The 19,347-nt window shown below is 71.9% G+C and carries 17 protein-coding genes; 3 read left to right on the forward strand and 14 right to left on the reverse strand.

Translation table 11 applies throughout. The annotated features are described in order from the left end of the window. Positions 1–125: 125 nt before the first annotated feature. The 3 genes from AC3A3J_RS01555 to AC3A3J_RS01565 all read right to left on the reverse strand — a co-directional run bounded on the left by AC3A3J_RS01555 (position 126) and on the right by AC3A3J_RS01565 (position 5,380). The gene (locus AC3A3J_RS01555) at positions 126–2,396 is read right to left on the reverse strand and encodes an ABC transporter ATP-binding protein (RefSeq protein ID WP_487670596.1); all 2,271 of its coding nucleotides are present in this window, start codon (positions 2,394–2,396) and stop codon (positions 126–128) included. Further along, positions 2,393–4,120, reverse strand: coding sequence for an ABC transporter ATP-binding protein (locus AC3A3J_RS01560; protein WP_487670597.1), 1,728 nt, complete (start codon positions 4,118–4,120; stop codon positions 2,393–2,395). Before AC3A3J_RS01560 ends, AC3A3J_RS01555 begins: the two co-directional genes overlap by 4 nt. A gap of 198 nt (positions 4,121–4,318) precedes the next feature. Beyond that, a complete protein-coding gene (locus tag AC3A3J_RS01565; RefSeq protein WP_487670598.1) occupies positions 4,319–5,380 on the reverse strand; it encodes an enoyl-CoA hydratase/isomerase family protein in 1,062 nt (353 codons plus the stop codon). Between the two features lie 116 nt (positions 5,381–5,496). Between AC3A3J_RS01565 and AC3A3J_RS01570 the strand changes: the two genes are divergently transcribed. Next, entirely contained in the window at positions 5,497–7,752 is a 2,256-nt protein-coding gene (locus AC3A3J_RS01570; RefSeq protein ID WP_487670599.1) for an ATP-binding cassette domain-containing protein, read from the forward strand. Positions 7,753–7,831: 79 nt separating this feature from the next. Here the strand turns inward: AC3A3J_RS01570 and AC3A3J_RS01575 are convergent, their stop codons facing one another. The 11 genes from AC3A3J_RS01575 to hemE form a co-directional block, all read right to left on the reverse strand. Beyond that, a complete protein-coding gene (locus tag AC3A3J_RS01575) occupies positions 7,832–8,284 on the reverse strand; it encodes a hypothetical protein (RefSeq protein ID WP_487670600.1) in 453 nt (150 codons plus the stop codon). Between the two features lie 188 nt (positions 8,285–8,472). Continuing rightward, positions 8,473–9,795, reverse strand: a complete 1,323-nt coding sequence (gene hemL / locus AC3A3J_RS01580) for a glutamate-1-semialdehyde 2,1-aminomutase (RefSeq protein ID WP_487670601.1) — start codon at positions 9,793–9,795, stop codon at positions 8,473–8,475. Between the two features lie 34 nt (positions 9,796–9,829). Further along, positions 9,830–10,807: a porphobilinogen synthase gene (gene hemB, locus AC3A3J_RS01585; protein WP_487670602.1), complete on the reverse strand. Its 978-nt coding sequence runs from the start codon at positions 10,805–10,807 to the stop codon at positions 9,830–9,832. Further along, the gene (locus AC3A3J_RS01590; protein WP_487670603.1) at positions 10,804–11,604 is read right to left on the reverse strand and encodes a uroporphyrinogen-III synthase; all 801 of its coding nucleotides are present in this window, start codon (positions 11,602–11,604) and stop codon (positions 10,804–10,806) included. The genes hemB and AC3A3J_RS01590 overlap by 4 nt, the downstream gene beginning before the upstream one ends. Further along, a complete protein-coding gene (gene hemC, locus AC3A3J_RS01595; protein WP_487670604.1) occupies positions 11,601–12,596 on the reverse strand; it encodes a hydroxymethylbilane synthase in 996 nt (331 codons plus the stop codon). The genes AC3A3J_RS01590 and hemC overlap by 4 nt, the downstream gene beginning before the upstream one ends. Positions 12,597–12,600: 4 nt before the next feature. Continuing rightward, the gene (gene hemQ / locus AC3A3J_RS01600) at positions 12,601–13,281 is read right to left on the reverse strand and encodes a hydrogen peroxide-dependent heme synthase (protein ID WP_487670644.1); all 681 of its coding nucleotides are present in this window, start codon (positions 13,279–13,281) and stop codon (positions 12,601–12,603) included. 109 nt (positions 13,282–13,390) lie between these two features. Beyond that, positions 13,391–13,660, reverse strand: a complete 270-nt coding sequence (locus AC3A3J_RS01605; RefSeq protein WP_487670605.1) for a hypothetical protein — start codon at positions 13,658–13,660, stop codon at positions 13,391–13,393. Beyond that, complete coding sequence (locus AC3A3J_RS01610) at positions 13,647–14,057, reverse strand: phage holin family protein (protein ID WP_487670606.1); 411 nt, start codon at positions 14,055–14,057, stop codon at positions 13,647–13,649. Before AC3A3J_RS01610 ends, AC3A3J_RS01605 begins: the two co-directional genes overlap by 14 nt. Positions 14,058–14,060: 3 nt before the next feature. Beyond that, positions 14,061–14,492: a hypothetical protein gene (locus AC3A3J_RS01615; RefSeq protein WP_487670607.1), complete on the reverse strand. Its 432-nt coding sequence runs from the start codon at positions 14,490–14,492 to the stop codon at positions 14,061–14,063. 145 nt (positions 14,493–14,637) lie between these two features. Continuing rightward, on the reverse strand, positions 14,638–16,191 hold the full coding sequence (locus tag AC3A3J_RS01620) for a protoporphyrinogen/coproporphyrinogen oxidase (protein ID WP_487670608.1): 1,554 nt from the start codon (positions 16,189–16,191) through the stop codon (positions 14,638–14,640). 94 nt (positions 16,192–16,285) lie between these two features. Further along, positions 16,286–17,314, reverse strand: a complete 1,029-nt coding sequence (hemE, locus tag AC3A3J_RS01625) for a uroporphyrinogen decarboxylase (protein ID WP_487670609.1) — start codon at positions 17,312–17,314, stop codon at positions 16,286–16,288. A gap of 82 nt (positions 17,315–17,396) precedes the next feature. On the opposite strand from hemE, the gene AC3A3J_RS01630 reads away from it, so the two are divergent. Beyond that, positions 17,397–18,710 carry a glutamyl-tRNA reductase gene (locus tag AC3A3J_RS01630; protein WP_487670610.1) on the forward strand — a complete coding sequence of 438 codons (1,314 nt, stop codon included), beginning with the start codon at positions 17,397–17,399 and terminating at the stop codon, positions 18,708–18,710. 59 nt (positions 18,711–18,769) lie between these two features. Continuing rightward, on the forward strand, positions 18,770–19,345 hold the full coding sequence (locus AC3A3J_RS01635; protein ID WP_487670611.1) for an HhH-GPD-type base excision DNA repair protein: 576 nt from the start codon (positions 18,770–18,772) through the stop codon (positions 19,343–19,345). Positions 19,346–19,347: the final 2 nt, after the last annotated feature.

Here is a 19,347-nt window from a genome sequence, read left to right on the forward strand (position 1 = left end):
CCCCCGCACCCCCCACCCGCACCCCGCGTTCCCGTCGCACTTTCTGTCGCCCCGCGCGGCGGGAGGCGACAGAAAGTGCGACGGGAGCGGGTCAGGCCCGGGAGCGGGTCAGGCCCGGGAGCGGGTCAGGCCCGGTCGCCCTCAGGGGCGGGGCGTTCGACGATGCCTTGCGCCGCGGTGGCCTCGGCGGTGGGCACCTGGGCGCCCACGGCCACGCCGGCCACGACGTCGGCCGCCGCCGCCTCCGACGCGTTCACGGGGGTGTCGGCGTCGCCCGTGATGACGGTCGGCGTGGAGCCCGTGAGGGCGTCTTCGGCATCGATGTCGGTCGCCGCCTGCTCGAACTGCGACTGGTAGAGCCGCCAGTACGCCCCCTGCGCCTGGATGAGCTCGTCGTGCGTGCCCTTCTCGACGATGTCGCCGTGCTCCATCACGAGGATGAGGTCGGCGTCGCGGATCGTCGAGAGCCGGTGCGCGATCACGAACGAGGTGCGGCCCTTGCGCAGCGCGGCCATGGCGTTCTGCAGCAGCAGCTCGGTGCGGGTGTCGACCGCCGACGTCGCCTCGTCGAGGATGAGGATCGACGGCTGGGCGACGAACGCCCGGGCGATCGTGATGAGCTGACGCTCACCGGCCGACACGTTCGACGCGTCTTCGTCGAGCACGGTGTCGTACCCGTCGGGCAGCGCGTGCACGAAGCGATCGACGTACGTCGCCTTCGCCGCCTCGAGCACCTCCTCATCGGTGGCCGACGATCGTCCGTACCGGATGTTCTCGCGGATGCTGCCCGCGAACAGCCACGGGTCCTGCAGCACCATGCCGGTGCGGGAGCGCAGCTCGTCGCGGGTGATCTCTGAGATGTCCTGCCCGTCGAGCACGATGCGCCCGCCGCTCAGCTCGTAGAACCGCATGATGAGGTTCACGAGCGTCGTCTTGCCTGCGCCGGTGGGGCCCACGATCGCGACCGTCTGCCCCGGCTCGACCCGGAAGGAGAGATCGGTGATGAGCGGACGGTCGGGGCTGTACGAGAACGCGACGTTCTCGAACTCGATGACGCCGCGGCCGTCCGGCAGGTCGGGGGCGTCGGCGGCGTCGGCCTCCTGCTCGTCGGCGTCGAGGAAGTCGAAGACCCGCTCGGCCGAGGCCGTGCCGGACTGCACCACCGCCGCCATGCCGCCCAGCTCCGACAGCGGCTGCGTGAACTGCTGCGAGTACTGGATGAACGCCTGCACGTCACCGATGCGCAGCTGTCCGCTGGCCACCAGCAGGCCGCCGAGCACCGCGATGCCCACGTAGGTCAAGCTGCCGACGAAGGTCATCGCGGGCATGATGATGCCCGACAGGAACTGCGCTTTGAAGGCCGCCTGATAGAGCTCCTCGTTCTCGTCGCCGAACTTCTGCAGCGCGTCCTTCTCGCGACCGAACACCTTCACGAGCGCGTGACCCGAGAACGCCTCCTCGACGCGGGCGTTGAGGCGGCCGACCTTGCGCCACTGCGTTCCGAACGCCTTCTGCGACCGCGGCCCGATGATGCCGAAGATCACACCCATCAGGGGCAGCGCCACCAGCGCGACGAGCGCGAGCTGCCACGAGATGGTGAACATCAGCACCAGCACGCCGACGACGGTGAGCACCGCGGTGAGCGCCCCCGACAGCGACTGCTGCATGGTCTGGGTGATGTTGTCGATGTCGTTGGTGACGCGCGAGATGAGCTCGCCGCGCTGCACCTTGTCGAAGTACGCCAGCGGCAGACGGTTGATCTTCGCCTCGACCTGCTCGCGCAGACGCCACATGGTGCGCACCATGATGACGTTGATGACGTAGCCCTGCAGCCAGCTGAGGAACGCCGCCACGACGTAGATCGCGAGCACCGCGGCGACGATCCACCGCAGCGCGTCGAAGTCGATGCCGTCGCCGACGCGGAAGCTCTCGAGCGCCGACACCTGATTGGCGAAGTCGTCCTGCCCGGCGGCGCGAAGCTGCTCGACGACCTCCGACTTGGGCGTCCCGGCGGGGAAGCCCGGGAAGTCGCCCTGCCCCTCGCCCAGCTGCCGGGAGATGAACCCGGTGTAGATGAGGTTCGTCGCCTCGGCCAGCACCTTCGGTGCCGCGACGGTGAGCACGACGCCGATCGCGCCGAGGATCGAGACGAACACGAACCAGACGGCCGACGGCTTGAGCAGCCCGATCATGCGGGCGAAGCTCTTGCCGAAGTTGTCGGCCTTGCCCGGCGCCACACTGTCCCAGCCGCCGCCGTTCTGGCGCGCCTGCTCGGCGAGCTCGGCCTCGTACTTCTCCTCGTCGGTGAGCTCGGGCTCGACCACCGCCGCCGGAGCGGCTCCGTTCGCGACGGCCGCGCGACCGCGGCGCTTCGGCGATGCGTTCTGCTCGCTCATGCGTCCACCCCCAGCTGCGACTCCACGATCTCGCGATAGGTGTCGTTGGTCTCGAGAAGTTCCTCGTGCGTGCCGACTCCCACCATCGTGCCGCCCTCGAGCACGACGATGCGGTCGGCATCGGTGATCGTCGAGACGCGCTGCGCGACGACGATCTTGGTCACGTGCGGCAGCTCCCGCCACAGCGCCTGGCGCAGACGGGCATCCGTCGTGAGATCGAGCGCCGAGAACGAGTCGTCGAACACCAGGATCTGCGGCTGGCGCACGATGGCCCGGGCGATGGCGAGACGCTGACGCTGACCGCCGGAGACGTTCGTGCCGCCCTGCGCGATGCGCGAGTCGAGGCCGTCGGGCATCTCCTCGACGAAGTCGCGGCCCTGGGCGATCTCGAGCGCCTTCCAGAGCTCTTCGTCGGTGGCCTCTTCACGGCCGTAGCGCAAGTTCGAGGCGACCGTTCCGGTGAACAGGAACGGGCGCTGGGGCACGAGGCCGATGGTCTTCCACAGCGCCTCGACATCCGCCTCGCGCACGTCGGTGCCGCCGACCAGCACCGCGCCGCCCGAGACGTCGAAGAGCCGCGGGATGAGGGAGACGAGCGTGGTCTTGCCCGCCCCCGTCGAGCCGACGATGGCGACCGTCTCGCCGGGCTGGGCACCGAAGCTGATGCCCGAGAGCACGGGAGCGTCGGCGCCGGGGTAGGTGAACTCGACATCGTCGAAAGCCACGGCGCCGGGTGCCGCGAAGGCGGTCACGCCGTTCTCGGGACGCACCATGCTCGACTCGGTGTCGAGCACCTCTCCGATGCGCTCGGCCGACACCGCGGCGCGCGGGATCATGATCGCCATGAAGCTCGACATGATGACGCCGCCCATGATCTGACCGATGTACTGCATGAACGCGAACAGCGTGCCGACCTGCACGGTGCCGGCGTCGACCTCGATGCCGCCGAACCAGATCACCGCGACCACGGTCACGTTGAGGATGAGCATGAACAGCGGGAACAGCAGAACGAACAGCGACCCGACGTTGCGGCCGACGACCATGATGTCGGTGTTGGCACCGCGGAAGCGCTCCTCTTCGATGCGCTCGCGCACGAAGGCGCGCACCACGCGCACGCCCGTGAGCTGCTCGCGCAGGACGCGGTTCACGGCGTCGAGCTTGCCCTGGTAGCTGCGGAAGAGCGGCACCATGCGCCCGACGACGATCGCGGCGACGATGAGCAGCAGCGGCACCGAGACGGCGATGATCCAGCTGAGACCCGCGTTGGTCTGCACGGCGAAGATCACACCGCCGATCGCCAGCAGCGGAGCCGTGACGAGCATGGTGGCGCCCATCATCGCCAGCATCTGCACCTGCTGCACGTCGTTGGTGTTGCGGGTGATGAGCGATCCCGCGCCGAAGCGCGACACCTCGCGCTCGGAGAAGCCGCTGACCTTGGCGAACACGTCGGCGCGGATGTCGCGCCCGGCGCCCATCGCTGCGCGCGCCGCGAAGTAGGTGGCGATGACGGCGGCGACGATCTGCCCCAGCGAGACGGCGAGCATGAACAGGCCGGTGCGCCAGATGTACTCGGTGTCGGACAGCGCGACGCCCTTGTTGATGATGTCTTCGTTGAGACGGGGGAGGTACAAGGTGGCCAGGGCGCTCGTGAACTGGAAGACCAGCACGGCGAGCAGCAGCCACTTGTATCTGGCGAGATATCGGACGAGGAGTTTACCCAGCACAGGCGGACTTTCTGAGAGAGGAGGATGCGGATTGACTGTGGGGGAGGCGGGCGGCCCGAATGCGGCCACAACACAGGGTGACACGAAGCGCAGACATTCGTACCCGCAGGTTCGCGCCCTTCGCTCACAGCGAACCACCAGGCTGCTCCCGACGCGAGCCGGTGCGCCCCGACAGGCGCTCGACGAGCGGGCGTTGCTTCAGAACAGCGGAACGGCGGGCCGGTACTGCCGCGCGCCCGCTCCGGCATCCGCCGCGAGCTCGGCGAGCGTCGCCGGCTGCCAGCGCGGGGTGCGGTCCTTGTCGACCAGCTGCGCACGGATGCCCTCGACGAGGTCGGGATGCTCGTTCACGAACCACAGCACGCGCCGGTACTCGCCCTCCAGCGCCGCCCGGAGACCGCTCGCCGCGCGCGCCTCGCGCACGGCGTCGAGCGTCACGGCCAGGCCGGTGGGCCCGAGCGATCCGAGCAGATCGGCCGTCTGCGCGGCATCCGTCGTTGCGCGTGCGCGCAGCCGCGCGACGATCTCCTGCACGGTGGGCGCCGAGAAGTCCTCGTCGATCCAGGCCCGGGCCTCCAGCAGATGAGACGGCTCGGGCGTCTCGTCGAAGAGCAGCACGATCTCGCTCGTGCCGGTGGGGTCGGCGCGGTGGGCGAGGGCGTCGCGCAGGGCGTCGAGGCGGTCGGACGGCACCAGGTAGTCGGCGAAGCCGGTCGCGACGGCATCCGCCGCGGTCATCGTGCCGCCGGTCAGGCCGAGGTACTCCCCCAGCCGACCGGGCGCGCGAGCGAGCAGCCACGTGCCGCCGACGTCGGGGGTGAAGCCGATGCGGGTCTCGGGCATCGCGAGCTTCGACCGCTCGGTGACGATGCGGATCGCGGCGTGGCCGGCGAGGCCGATGCCGCCGCCCATCGTGATGCCGTCGGCGATGGCGACCACGGGCTTGGGGTATTCGGCGATCATCGCGTTCAGCGCGTACTCCGCGCGGAAGAACTCGGCGGTCTCGTCGGCGCGTCCGGCCGTGATCTGGGCGTGCAGGGCGCGCACGTCGCCGCCGGCGCAGAAGCCGCGCTCCCCCGCCCCGTCGAGCAGCACGATCTGGATGTCGCTGTCGTCGCGCCACGCCTCGAGGACCTGCGTGATCCGCTGCACCATGCCGAGATCGAGGGCGTTGATCGCCTCGGGACGGTCGAGCGTGAGGCGGCCCAGCGCTCCGTCGGTGCGGACGAGAACGCGGTCGGACGAGGGGGAATCGGTCACGGGAGCCAGGCTACCCGCTCACCCTCGGCGTCCCGGCCTGTGCAGGAAATACGCGATCCGGGCGCTTTTCCGGCAGGATAGAGGGGACTGACCGACCAAGCAAGGAGAGGTCGAGGATGCCCGATCGACAGGTTCTCGAATTCACGCGCGTGACCAAGCGCTTCAATGATGTGACCGCCGTCTCGGACTTCTCCGCTCGCATCGAGCCCGGCGCCGTGACCGCTTTCCTCGGCCCGAACGGAGCCGGCAAGACCACCACGCTGCGGATGCTCCTCGGCCAGGTGCGCCCGACGTCGGGCATCGCGACCATCGGCGGGTCCGCGTACGCCGACCTGCGGCAGCCGCTGCGCGTCATCGGATCGGTGCTGGAGGAGACCGCGTACCGGCCGCGCCGCACCGCCACCCGGCAGCTGACCATCGCCGCGAAGGCGAACGACATCCCCCTCGCGCGGGTCTCGGAGGTGCTCTCGCTCGTCGGACTCGAGAACGACGCGGATGCCCGCATCGGCGGCTTCTCGCTCGGCATGCGTCAGCGCCTGAGCGTGGCGCACGCTCTGCTCGGCGACCCCGGCGCGCTGGTGTTCGACGAGCCGGCGAACGGACTCGACCCCGAGGGCATCCGGTGGATGCGCCTGCTCATGCGCCGCCTGGCCGACGAGGGCCGAACGGTGCTCGTGTCGTCGCACGTGCTCAGCGAGGTCGAGCAGGTCGCCGATCACGTGCTCGTGCTCTCGAAGGGGCGTCTCGTGCTCTCGAGCGGCATCGAGGAGCTCGCCGACCCCTCGGGCGGGGCCGTCGTGGTCGACGCCGCCGATCGTTCGGCGCTCACCGACGCCCTCGCCGCGGCGGGCTTCGAGATCGAGGTGCTCCGCTCGGGTCTGACCGTGCGCGGCACCGACGCCCGTCGCGTGGGCGAGGTCGCCGCCGACGCCGGCATCGCGCTCACCACGCTGCTGCAGCGGGGTCCGACGCTCGAAGACGTCTTCATCCAGCTCACGCGCGGCGGGCTCCTCGAGCCGCGGGTGGAGGCCCTCGCCGCGGCGAGCGCGCTCGCCGCCCCCGCCATCGCCGAGGCCGTTGCCGAGGAGTCGACGGCGGACGCCGACGAGTCGGAGTCCGAGGGGACCGAGGCAGACGCCTCCGACGAATCCGTCCCCAGCGCGGCTACCCCCGCCGACGACGACGCGACCGCCGTCACCGACGCGTCGGACGCGTCGGACGACGCGCCGGCGGGTGCTCCGACCTCCGATGACGCCGCTGACGCCGAGGCCTCGGCCACCGCATCCGCCATCGCCGCCGACGTCGCGACCGCCGCTCCCGGCGGCCCGGTCTCGGCCGGTGTCTTGGCCGCGGGCGCGGGTACGGCCATCGCGGCCGGTGCCGGCCTCCGCCGCGGCACCACCGCGGGCGACGCCGCGCACTCCGCGACCGACACCGACACCGACACCGACACCGACACCGACGGAGCGTCCGACACCGACGCCACGGATGCCTCCGCCGCCGCTCCGTCGACGGACGGCGGAGAGGCAGAAGGGCACCGGTCGTTCGACGACATCCTGTTCGGATCCGCCGCGCCGGAGCCTGAGGCGCCGTCGACGTTCCCCCGCCCCGCGGGCGAGGGCGACGCACCGGCCGACGAGGCACAGGGCGACGCGGTCTCCGCCCCGGCGACCGAGACCGCCGACGCGGACTCCGCCGGCGATGACGGCGCGGGTTCCTCCGACGACGACGCACCCGGCTCCGACACCGACACCGGTGCCATCGGGGTCGAGGTGTTCGACGGGCTCGACGCCGAGACGGGCGCCTTCCCGGCTCTCGACGCGCACGAGGACACCGACGGCACCGTCGACACCGTCGGCACCGTCGGGGATGCATCGGCCGACACTCCCGCGGCGGACGACGACGACCCGCGGGCGGCGGCCGTGAGCTCGATGCTCGCCGACGCGGCGCGCACCTACTTCCACGACGAGCCGCGCGACTACCCGTACGCGTCGCCCGCCGCCGCGGCAACCGACGAGGCGACGACCGACGAGGGCGAGGCCGATGCGCCCGTCGCTGACGCCCCTCTCGCCGTCGACCCCTCGCTCACGGGCGGCGACGATGACGATGACGTGCGCACCCGGGTGATCGAGATCGTCGAGACGGCGCCGCTCTCGGCTTCCGACGACGAGGCCGCGAACGCCGATGAGCACGACGACCTCCCCGCCGACGACTCCGCGACCGACGAGCACCACGGTCACGAGGGCGAGCACCACGGTCACGAGGGCGAGCACCACGAGGGCGACCACCACCACGGTCACGGGGGCGAGCACCACGACGGCGAGCACGCTCAGCACGACGACCGGCATCACGACGACCAGCACCACGGCTGACGCCGCCACGGTCGATACGACGGAGCCCTCCGCCACCTTCTCGGTGCGGAGGGCTCCGTCGTTCGTCCGAGCAGCCGGATCAGGCGGGTCGCGGCCGGATTACCGGGCGCCGACGGGTCGGCGGGGTCGGGATCGCGCCCGTCGTCGAGACGATCTCCTCGACGTCGGCGGGCTCGTCCGACACGTCGAGTCGCAGGGCCTGCGTGAGCGCCGGGCCGTGACGGGTGGTGAGGATCAGGCGGCGGTACTCGTCGTCGCCGGTCAGGTCGATGACCACGCTCGGGCGTCGCCGGCGGATGAGCACGAAGTCGGTGCTGCCCGCGGCCTTCCAGGTTCCGGCTGCGAGGACCGTCGGGATGTGCGTGCCGGGGTTCGGCACCCCGCGCAGCCAGGTCCACGCGTCGTCGGTGAGCTGCACCTTGGTGATGGTCTCGCGCTCGATGCGGAGGTTCTCACGATGGAAGGTCGCGGCGCGTTCCAGGGGCGAGAGCACGATCTCGAGTTGCGTCTGGTCCAAGAGCAACGTCACCATGCGACCAGTCTGCCAGCGGCATCCTGCCGTTTGTCTGCATGTTCCTCACAGACGCACAACGATCACACTGTGGGCTCCGGCGCTTCCGGTCGCGCGAACGGCTCGTCTCAAGCCCGAAACCAGCCGTTCGTGCGACCGGAGCGGACCGCGCAGCCGTTCGTGCGACCGGAAGCGGACCGCGCAGCGGGTCAGGGCTGGGCGGATGCCGCGGCCGCGGCGGCGACGGGCAGCGCGCGCTCGATGTGGGCGAGTTCCTCCTCGCCGTGGGCGGCGGTGAGGAACCAGGCCTCGAACACGCTCGGCGGGAGGGCCACCCCCTGCTCGCGCATCGCATGGAAGAAGGGCGCGTAGCGGAACGTCTCCTGCGCCTGCGCCTCGGCATAGTCGCGCGGGGCCGACGACCGGAACGACGCGTTGAACAGGTTGCCCGCCTCGGCGACGGAGTGCACGACCCCCGCCTCGGCCAGCGCACGGTCGAGCGCGGTCGCGAGCCGGTCGGCGGAGGCGTCGATGGTGGCGTAGACCTCGGGCGTCGCGAGGCGCAGCGTGGCGAGGCCCGCGGCGACCGAGAGCGGATTGCCCGACAGCGTGCCCGCCTGGTACACCGGGCCGAGCGGCGCGAGCAGGTCCATGATCTCGGCGCGTCCGCCGAGGGCGGCGAGGGGCATGCCTCCGCCGACCACCTTGCCGAACGTCAGGATGTCGGGCAGGTACTCCTCACCCGCCGTGGCCTGCAGCCCCCAGTATCCGGCGGGGTGCACGCGGAAGCCGGTCAGCACCTCGTCGAGGATCATCAGGGCGCCGTGCGCATGAGCGGTCTCGGCGATGAGGCGGTTGAAGCCGGGGAGGGGCTCGACGACACCCATGTTGGCGGCGGATGCCTCGACGATGACGGCCGCGATGCGCGGGCCGTGCTCGGCGAACACCGCGGCGAGGGCGTCGGGGTCGTTGTAGTCGATGACGAGCGTCTGCGCAGCGATCGGCGCGGGTACGCCGGCCGAGCCGGGGAGCGCGAGCGTCGCGACGCCCGAGCCCGCAGCGGCGAGGAGACCGTCGGAGTGGCCGTGGTAGTGCCCCGCGAACTTCACGAGCAGGTCGCGTCCCGTCGCCCCGCGGGCGAGACGGATCGCCGTCATCGTCGCCTCGGTGCCGGTCGACACCAGCCGCACCCGCTCGACGGGACGCACCTCGCCCACGCGCACCCGGTCGGCGATCAGCGCGGCCAGCTCGACCTCGCCCTCGGTGGGCGCACCGAACGACAGGCCGCGGGTCGCGGCCTCCTGCACGGCCGCCACGACCTCGGGATGCGCGTGACCGAGCAAGGCGGGCCCCCACGACGCGACGAGGTCGACGTACGTGTTGCCGGCGGCATCCGTCACCGTCGCGCCGTGCGCCGAGGCGAGGAACCGCGGCGTGCCGCCGACCGAGCCGTAGGCGCGCACGGGCGAGTTGACGCCGCCGGGAATCACCGCGCGCGCGGCGGAGAACAGGTCGTCGTTGCGATCGGACATGGGGGTTCCTCTCGAAAGATGCGGGCAGCGCGGATCAGCCGCGCAGCCAGCCGGCGACGTCGGTCGCCCAGTACGTCAGCACGGCGTCGGCCCCCGCGCGACGGATCGACAGCAGCGACTCGAGGATCGCCGCCCGGCGATCGATCCATCCGTTCGCGGCGGCGGCCTCGATCATCGCGTACTCGCCCGAGACCTGATAGGCCCACACGGGCACGTGCACCGTGTCGCGCACCTCGCGCAGCACGTCGAGGAACGCCATCGCCGGCTTCACCATGACGATGTCGGCACCCTCGGCCTCGTCGACCACGGCCTCGCGCACGCCCTCGCGGCGGTTGCCGGGGTCGAGCTGGTACGTGCGGCGGTCGCCCTTCAGCTGGGAATCGACGGCTTCACGGAACGGACCGTAGAACGCGCTCGCATACTTGGCTGCGTAGGCCAGCAGCAGCGTGTCGGTGAAGCCCTCGGCGTCGAGCGCCGCGCGGATCGTGGCGACCTGGCCGTCCATCATGCCCGACAGGCCGAGCAGCTGTGAGCCGGCGCGCGCCTGCGAGAGCGCCATCGAGGTGTACCGCACGAGGGTCGCGTCGTTGTCGACCGAGCCGTCGGATGCGAGCACCCCGCAGTGGCCGTGATCGGTGAACTCGTCGAGGCACAGGTCGGTCTGCACGACGAGCGCGTCGCCGACCTCGGCGGCGAGCGCCTCGGTCGCGAGGTTCAGGATGCCGTGAGGCGCGTCTGCGCCCGACCCCTGGGCATCGCGGACCTCGGGCACGCCGAACAGCATCACGCCGCCCACACCCGCCTCGGCCGCCTCGACCGCGGTGCGCCGCAGCGAGTCCATCGAGTGCTGCTGCACGCCGGGCATCGAGCCGATGTCGACCGGTTCGGTCAGCCCCTCGCGCACGAACAGTGGGAGCACGAGCTGGTGCGGCAGGAGGCTGGTCTCGCGTGCGAGATTGCGCACCGCGGGCGACTGGCGCAGTCGCCGCAGCCGGGTCTGGGGGAAGGTCATGGCGCCACCTCGTCGGCTGCGTGCGGGAGGGGGAAGAGTGACACGGCCTCGATGAGCGCGTCGACCGTCTGCCGGTCGGCGACGACCGAGACGGGGAGACCGGCCTTGCGGGCGTCGCTCGCCGTGCGCGGACCGATGGCCGCGAGGATCGTGTCGTCGGGGATCACGGGGAACTGCTCGCGCACCTGCTCGGCGACGGAACCGCTCGTGATGAGGATGGCGTTGATACGTCCGTTCTCGACATCGCGGCGGATGCGCTCGGTCACCGGCACGCCGACCGTGCGGTACGCCACGACGCTCTCGACGTCGTGGCCGGCGTCGGTCAGCATGACGCTGAGCACGGGCTTCGCGATCTCGCTGCGGAGGGCGAGGATGCGACGCGGCTCGGTCTCGAGCGCGATCATCTGCTGCGCCATGCCCGCCGCCGAGTTGTCCTGCGCGGGTACGAGGGCGACGTCGTAGCCGACGGCCTGCAGGGCCGCCGCCGTGGTCTCCCCGACCGCGGCGATGCGGGTCGTCGGCGGCACGACCGCACGGTGCGCGAACATCACGTCGACGGTCGTCGCGCTCGTGACGGTCAGCCAGTCGAAGGCGCCGTCGGCCAGCTGCGCGAGCGCCGCATCGAGCGCGGCCTGGTCGGTCGTGGCGGCGAAGTTGATGAGCGGCGCGACGACCGGCACCGCTCCCTGCGCCCGCAGGCTGGCGGCGACGCCGTCGCCCCAGGGGCCTCCGCGGGGGACGAGGATGCGCCAGCCGTCGAGCGGCTTGTCGTGCTTCGATTCGGGTGTCGTGGTCATGAGGATTGCTCTCGGGGGACGAGGTCGGCCGCCCCGTGATCGAGCAGCCGATGCGCGAGGGCCAGTCCCAGAGATCGAGCAGCCGGGATCGGGCCTGCGCCATCGGCAGCATCCGCCCCATTGCCACTGCCGTTCCGACGAATATACTCCTCGTCCAGGGCTTCGGTGACGTCGAGCCCGATCCGGCGCTCGCCGTCGGGGGCGTACACCACCGTTCTGACGCGGATCGACGAACCCTCGACCTGCGCATGAGCGGCCATCGGCGCCTGGCATCCGGCGTCCAGCCCTTCGAGCACGCCGCGCTCCACACTGATGGCGATGCGCGTGGGTTCGTGGTCGAGGGCGGCGAGCGCCTCGCGCAGCTCCGCCGGCGCATCCGTCCGGGTCTCGATCGCGAGGGCTCCCTGGCCCGGAGCGGTCGGCCACTCGGCGAGGCCGAGCTCCTCGCGACGCAGCGGGCTGTCGGTGCCGAGACGCGAGAGGCCGGCCGCGGCGAGGATCACGGCATCCAGCTCGCCCGATGCGACGCGGGCGAGGCGCGAGTCGACGTTGCCGCGCAGGTCCACGACCTGCGCGTGAGGCGCGCGGCGGCGCACCTGGGCGATGCGACGCGGCGATCCGGTGCCGACCGTGCTGCCGGTGCGCAGCGCGTGCAGGGGCGTGCCCCCGCGGGTGATGACGACGTCGCGAGCGTCCTCGCGCTCGGGCGTCGCCGCGATCACGAGGCCGTCGGGGACCGCGGTCGGCAGGTCCTTGAGCGAGTGCACGAGGAAGTCGCACTCCCCCGCCAGCAGGGCCTCCCGCAGACGCGTCGCGAAGATTCCCTGGCCGCCGATCTCCGACAGCGATGCACGATTCGTGTCGCCTTCGGACGTGATGGGCACGAGTTCGACCGGCCGCCCCGCCACCTTCTCGAGGGCGACGGCGACGTGACCGGACTGGGCCTGCGCGAGGGCGCTGCGCCTGGTCCCCAGGCGGATGGGAGTGGTCATGATGTCACTGCAGCACGTCGGCGATCTCGTCGAACCGCAGGCGTCGACCCGTGTAGAAGGGCACCTCCTCCTTCACGAAGCGACGGGCCTCGGTGTAGCGGAGGTCGCGCATCATGTCGACGAGGTCGGTCACGTCGTCGGCCTCCATCGGGAGGATCCACTCGTAGTCGCCCAGGGCGAACGCGGCGACGGTGTTCGCGATGACACCGGTGAATGCCGCGCCCTTCCGACCGTGGTCGATGAGCATCTCGCGACGCTCCTCCTCGGGCGCGAGGTACCACTCCGGAGTGCGTACGAACGGGTACAGGCACAGCCACTGCTTCGGCTCGACGCCGCGCAGGAAGCCGGGCACGTGCGAGCGGTTGAACTCGGCGTCGCGGTGCACGCCCATGACGTTCCAGACCGGCAGCAGCGAACGCAGCAGCTCGGTACGGCGCAGACGGCGCAGGGCGACCTGCAGCTCCTCGGCCGTCGGTCCGTGCAGCCACACCATGAGGTCGGCGTCGGCCTTGAGGCCCGAGACGTCGTAGAAGCCGCGCACGGTCACGCCCGAGTCCTCGATGTACGAGACGATCGTCTCGAGTTCGGTGGAGTCGGACTCGGTGACGGCGACATCGGGGTTGCGTCGCCACACGGCCCAGAGGGTGAAGCCGGACGGGTTCTCTATGGTCTCTGCGGACATGATTCCAGTCTGCCCCTTTTGTCGGAGGGCCGCGAACGCGCCCGGTCGTGAAAACGATCGGCGACCCGGAGCATCCGCCCGGGCCGCCGATCGAGGAGAGTGAGACGGATGCTCAGCGCGAGAGCCCTCGCGCGATCACCCATACGGCGCTGCCGACCACGGCGGCCGCGGCCACCGCGACGGCGATCGCGCCGGCCGGGTTGCGGTCGGCCATCGTGCGCAGCCGCACGGCCGCGCGCTTGGAGGCCTTGTCGAGCCGGCGGGGCACATTGCCCTTGATCTCGATCGCGGCCAGCGCGGCCTTCAGCTCGGCGCGAGCCGAGAGCACGGGGTCGACGATCCCGGCGGGGACCGCGGTGTTCGGCAGGTCAGAATTCGTCATTGTCGCCGGCCTCCTTCACGATGCGGACGTCGGTCTTGACGGCCTGGGCGGGATTCTCGCGGCGCAGCACCTTGCGGAACTTCAGCACGCCGAGCAGCGCGAACAGCAGCGCGATGAGCAGCAGCCCGGCGAACACGACGATCGCCGACAGCCACACCGGCCACCATGACGCGATGCCCGCGATGGCGAAGACCAGCAGCACCGGAATCGCCCAGAACAGGAAGAACAGGGCGACGACGAACCACAGCGATCCGATGCCGGCGTCCTTCGCCGTACGCGACACCCAGGCCTTGGCGGCGTTGATCTCGGCCTTGACCAGGTTCGAGACGAGCTCGGGCAGGTCGCCGATCAGCGAGAGGAAGCTGTCATCGGCCCGATCGCGGTACCCGCGGGGCACCGATCAGCCCTCGGACTTCTTGGCCGCCGTCGAGGCGGGCTTCGACGTGCCGGAGGCGGAGGGCTGGGCCGACGACCCGGACTTCGACGATCCCGACTTCGACGAGACCTTGTCCTTCACGTCCTCCGCGGCATCCTCGATGTCCTCGGCGACGTCCTTGCCCGCGGCGATGACCGAGTCGAGCTTCTGCCCGGGGGTCTTGTCGCTGCCGACGGACTTGACGATCTTGACCGCGCCGTTCCAGACGGCACCGGGCACCGCGGCGGCCTTGTCGCCGACGAAGCCCTTCACCTGGTCGACCCGCTCCTGCACCGGGTCCATGTTCCAGACCTTGAGCCACTGCGTCTTGATCTGCTCGTAGCGCTCGCGTCCGGCGCGCGTTCCGAGGACGTAGCCGGCTCCGAGTCCGACGATGAGTCCGATCTTCCCCTTCATGGGGTCTCCTCACGTTGTTCCGGTCGAGCCGCAGGCGTTCGATCCCCGTCGGCCAGGTCACCAGAGTAACGCCGTATGCCCGATTCGGCATCTACGGCTCGGGGGGTTGACACGCCGGGCCGATCCGGTCAGTCCGCGTGGCTCGTCAGTCCCACAGCAGAGCGCGTCGCAGGCGGTCGGCCTCGTCGACGGCATCCGGCACCACCTGCGCGAGCCCCGTCCCGGCGAGCCAGGCGCCGACCGCGGCGAGACCGGGCACCGCGCGCACGGCGGCGCGCGCAGCATCCCGACGCTCGCCCGAACCGATCACCGACGCCGGCTGCGCCTGCACGTACCGCGCTCGGTGCGCGGCGACCACGGACTCGGGGGCCAGGTCGACGCCGAGCAGGACGGATGCCTCGCGCCGGGCGAGGTCGGCGGCTGCCGCGTCGTCGAGCACCGCGGTGGCCGCCGGCTCGCCCTGCGCACCGAACGACACGCGCACCACGTGACGCGAACCGGCCGCGCGCCGCACCCACTCCCACTTGGCGGTCGAGTGGGTGAGCGCCTTGGCGATGCTGCTGCCGGGCACGGTGAGCACGCCGGTGCCGCGCGGCGCGGCGTCGAGCGCCGGGGCGTCGAGCAGCAGCGTCACGACCTCGATCTCGGGCGCGACGGCATCCGCCGCCTCGGCCAGGGCCGGAACGACGTCGGCGAGCAGGGCCCGAGCGGCGCGCTCGTCGACCGCCATCACGAGGGCGTCGGCGTCGAGGTCCTCCGTCGGGACGGCGGCCGGGGCGGCGGTGTCGGCGGGGGCGGTGCTCTCATCACCGTCGGAGGCCGTGTCGTCGATCGCCGCCGCATCGGCATCCTGCGCGTCCGGTGCGGCGTCGACCGCGATGCGCCATCCGTCGCCCCGCCGTGCGATGCCGCGCACGGGAGCGGCGGTGCGCACCTCCACCCGGAACGTCGAGAGGTCGCGCAGCAGGGCGTCGACCAGCTGCGTCATGCCCCCGTCCAGCCCCTCGACCGCGGCGCCGGGCTTGCGGTCGACCGCGCGCGCCGCGCTCTCCTCCTTGAGCGCCTGCACGGCGCCCGCCAGCGAGCCGACCCGGGTGAGGGCCGCGTTGAGACCGGGGGCCGCGACGTCGACGTCGATGTCGTCGGGGGTCGCGGAGTAGACGCCCGTCGTCACCGGAGCGACGAGACGGTCGCGCACCTTGCGTCCCATGCGCGAGGCGACGAGCGTGCCGAGGCTGTGCTGGTGACCGATCGTCAGCGGAGGACGCAGCCGGTCGAGGTAGGCGCGCCAGACACCGGACCACCCGAGGATGCGCCGCACGTCGGGCTGGAACGGGTTGCCCGGGATGCCGAGGATCCCCCCGACCGGCAGCGGTGCCGCGCCGATCCCGGGGATGCCCGCGAGCCAGGCTCCGCCCGGCGCCGGCGACACGATGCGGTCGGCGATCCCGAGCTCGGTCAGCAGGGCGCGCACGTGTCCGCCGCGGGTGGCGAAGCTCTCGGCCCCGGCGTCCACCCGCACCCCGTCGAGCTCGGCCGCGCGGATCGCGCCGCCCGGGGCATCCGATGCCTCCAGCACGGTCACCCGCATGCCGACCTTCGCGCACTCGCGGGCCGCGATGAGGCCGCCGATACCGCCCCCGACCACGACGACGTGCTTCTCGGCGGCGCGGGCGGCGAGTTCATGGGGCTCGGTCATGCTCCCATCCTCCCATCGCCCTCCTCCGCACCCGCCGGGGATAACCGCGCGCGTGCGCGGTCCCGGCGCGCGGTCCCGGTGCGCGGGTCGCGGGTCAGGCGCGCTGCGCGTGCACGAGCTCCACGATGCGGGTGAGCTGATCGGGATCGGTCTCGGGCGGCACCCCGTGGCCGAGGTTCACGATGTGGGCCCGCGCGGCGCGCCCCCGCTCCAGCACGTCGAGCACGTGCGCCTCGAGCACCGGCCAGGGCGCCGACAGCAGCGCCGGATCGATGTTGCCCTGCACGGTCACGTCGGGTCCGAGCAGCGCCGCGGCCTCGTCGAGCGGCTGGCGCCAGTCCACGCCCACGGCGTCGGCCGCGCCGTCGAGGCGCATGTCGGCGAGGAACGGTCCGGTGCCGACGCCGAAGTGGATGCTCGGCAGACCGATGCCCTCGAGCGCGACGCGCGAGTGCGGCTGCACGTATGTGCGGTAGTCGGAGCGGCTCAGGCCGCCGGCCCACGAGTCGAACAGCTGCACGGCCGATGCTCCGGCGTCGCGCTGCGCGGCGAGGAAGACGCGCGACACCTGGGCGAGCCAGCCGGCGAGGCGGTTCCACGAGTCGGGGTCGGCGTGCATCATGGCCCGGGCCCGCAGGTGCTCCTTCGACGGGCCGCCCTCGACGAGGTAGGCGGCGAGCGTGAACGGGGCCCCGGCGAAGCCGATCAAGGGGGTGTCGCCGAGCTCGGCGACGGTCAGCCGAACCGCCTCGGCGATGGCCGAGGAGTCGAGCGACTGCGGGTCGATCGCCGTGATGCGGTCGACGTCGGCCGCGGTGCGCACCGGATCGGCGAAGACCGGTCCGCGACCCGGCTCGATCTCGACGTCGACGCCCGCGAGGCGCAGCGGGATGACGATGTCGCTGAAGAACACCGCCGCGTCGACCCCGTGACGCCGCACCGGCTGCAGCGTGATCTCGGCGGCGAGGTCGGGGGTGAGGCAGGCGTCGAGCATCCGCGTGCCCACACGCAGCTCGCGGTACTCGGGCAGCGAGCGGCCGGCCTGGCGCATGAACCAGACGGGCGGCGTGGCGGGGCGGTCGCCGGTGAGGGCGCGCAGGAGCGGAGCGTCGGAGAGCGGCATTCCTCCATCCTCCCACCGCACGCTTGTGCGGATGCCGTGCCCTCACGGCCGACCTCGACCTGCGCTGCGATAGAATCGAAGGGTGCTGCTGTGTGTCACGGCGAGTCACAAGACCGCCAGCTTCGATCTGCTCGAACGCCTGAGCCGCACCCCCGACGATGTCGCCCCCACTCTCGTGGGGATGGCCCCGTGCGTGCAGGGTGCGGTCGTTCTCGCGACGTGCAATCGGTTCGAGGCGTACGTGGAAATGGACGAGCCGGTCACCGCTGCCGGTGCGATCGGCGTCGAAGCCGTGCTCGAGGCCGTCGAATCGGCCACCGGGGTTCCGGCATCCGAGCTCGACGGCGCCTACGCCGTGCACTCCGGCCGTCACGTCGCCGAGCACCTGTTCTCGGTCGCGTCCGGCCTCGAGTCGGTCGTCTCGGGAGAGGGCGAGATCGCCGGCCAGGTGCGCCGCGCCCTGAAGTCGGCCCGCAAGGAGGGCACCACCTCCCCCGAGCTCGAGCGTCTCTTCCAGCGCGCCAGCCAGGCGCAGCGCAAGGTCAAGAACGTCACCGCCCTCGGCCGCGCCGGTCGCTCGCTCGTGCGTCTGGCCCTCGAGCTCGCCGACAGCCGTATCGCCGACTGGTCGGCCGAGCGGGTGCTGCTCGTGGGCACCGGCGCGTATGCCGCGGTCACCCTCGCCACGCTGCGCGAGCGCGGTGCCGTCGACATCTCGGTCTACTCGCCGTCGGGTCGTGCGGAGATCTTCGCCGCGAAGCACGGCATCCGCCCGGTCGCCGAAGCCGAGTACGCCCGCACCGCCGCGCGGTCCAGCCTGCTCATCACCTGCACGTCGGCCACCGAGCCGGTGCTCGGCCCCCAGCACCTGCAGGCCCCCACCGGCCCGACCGCCGTCGGCTGCCCGGTCTCCCACGGTTCGCAGCTCGTCATCGACCTCGGCATGCCGCGCAACGTCGACCCCGCGGTCGCGACGGTCGAAGGCGTCGCCCTGCTCGACCTCGAGACCATCCGCCTCCACGCCCCGCTCGAAGAGCTGCAGGCGACCGACGCGGCGCGCGACGTCGTGCGCGAGGCCGCCGAGACCTTCCACGTCGTCGGTTCGCGTCAGAGCGTGACGCCCGCCGTCATCGCACTGCGGTCGCACATCTTCTCTCTGCTCGACGGCGAGATCGATCGCGCCCGAGCCCGCGGCGACGAGGACGGTAAGGTCGAGCAGGCCCTGCGCCACCTCGCCGGTGTGCTGCTGCACACCCCGACCACCCGCGCGCACGAGCTCGCGGCGTCGGGCCGTGCCGACGACTTCACCGCCGCGCTCGAGACGCTGTACGGGCTGTCGCCCGAGGCCCCGGCCGTCGCCGCAGTCGACCCGCTCGACGACGCCGCCTCGGCCTGACGCCGCATCCGGGCCTTCCGTCACCCGTCGCGGCGCGGCACCGGTGGGAGAATGAGGGCATGGCCCTGCACATCACCGGAGACGACGCCGCCGACGCGCTCCTGACGGACAACCCGCTCGCGCTCCTGGTCGGCATGCTGCTCGACCAGCAGATCCCGATGGAGACCGCGTTCACCGGTCCACTCAAGATCGAGCAGCGTACGGGAGCGGCGGATGCCCGGGCGATCGCCGGCATGGACCCGGAGGAGTTCCTCGAGGCATTCAAGACCACACCCGCCGTGCACCGCTTCCCGGGGTCGATGGCGACGCGCGTGCAGACGCTGTGCCAGACGATCGTGGACGACTGGGGCGGCGACGCCGCCGCGATCTGGACCCAGGGCGACCCGGACGGCGCCGAGGTGCGGAAGCGGCTCGAAGCGCTTCCGGGCTTCGGCGAGCAGAAGGCGAAGATCTTCCTCGCGCTGCTCGGCAAGCAGTACGGATTCACCGGCGCGGGCTGGCGCGAAGCCGCCGGCGACTACGGCGACGAGGGCTCGTTCCGCAGCGTCGCCGACATCGTCTCGCCCGAGTCGCTGGCGAAGGTGCGCGAGCACAAGAAGGCGATGAAGGCGGCCGCGAAGGCCGCGAAGGCCTGACG

Source organism: Microbacterium sp. Soil_N32 (assembly GCF_057655505.1).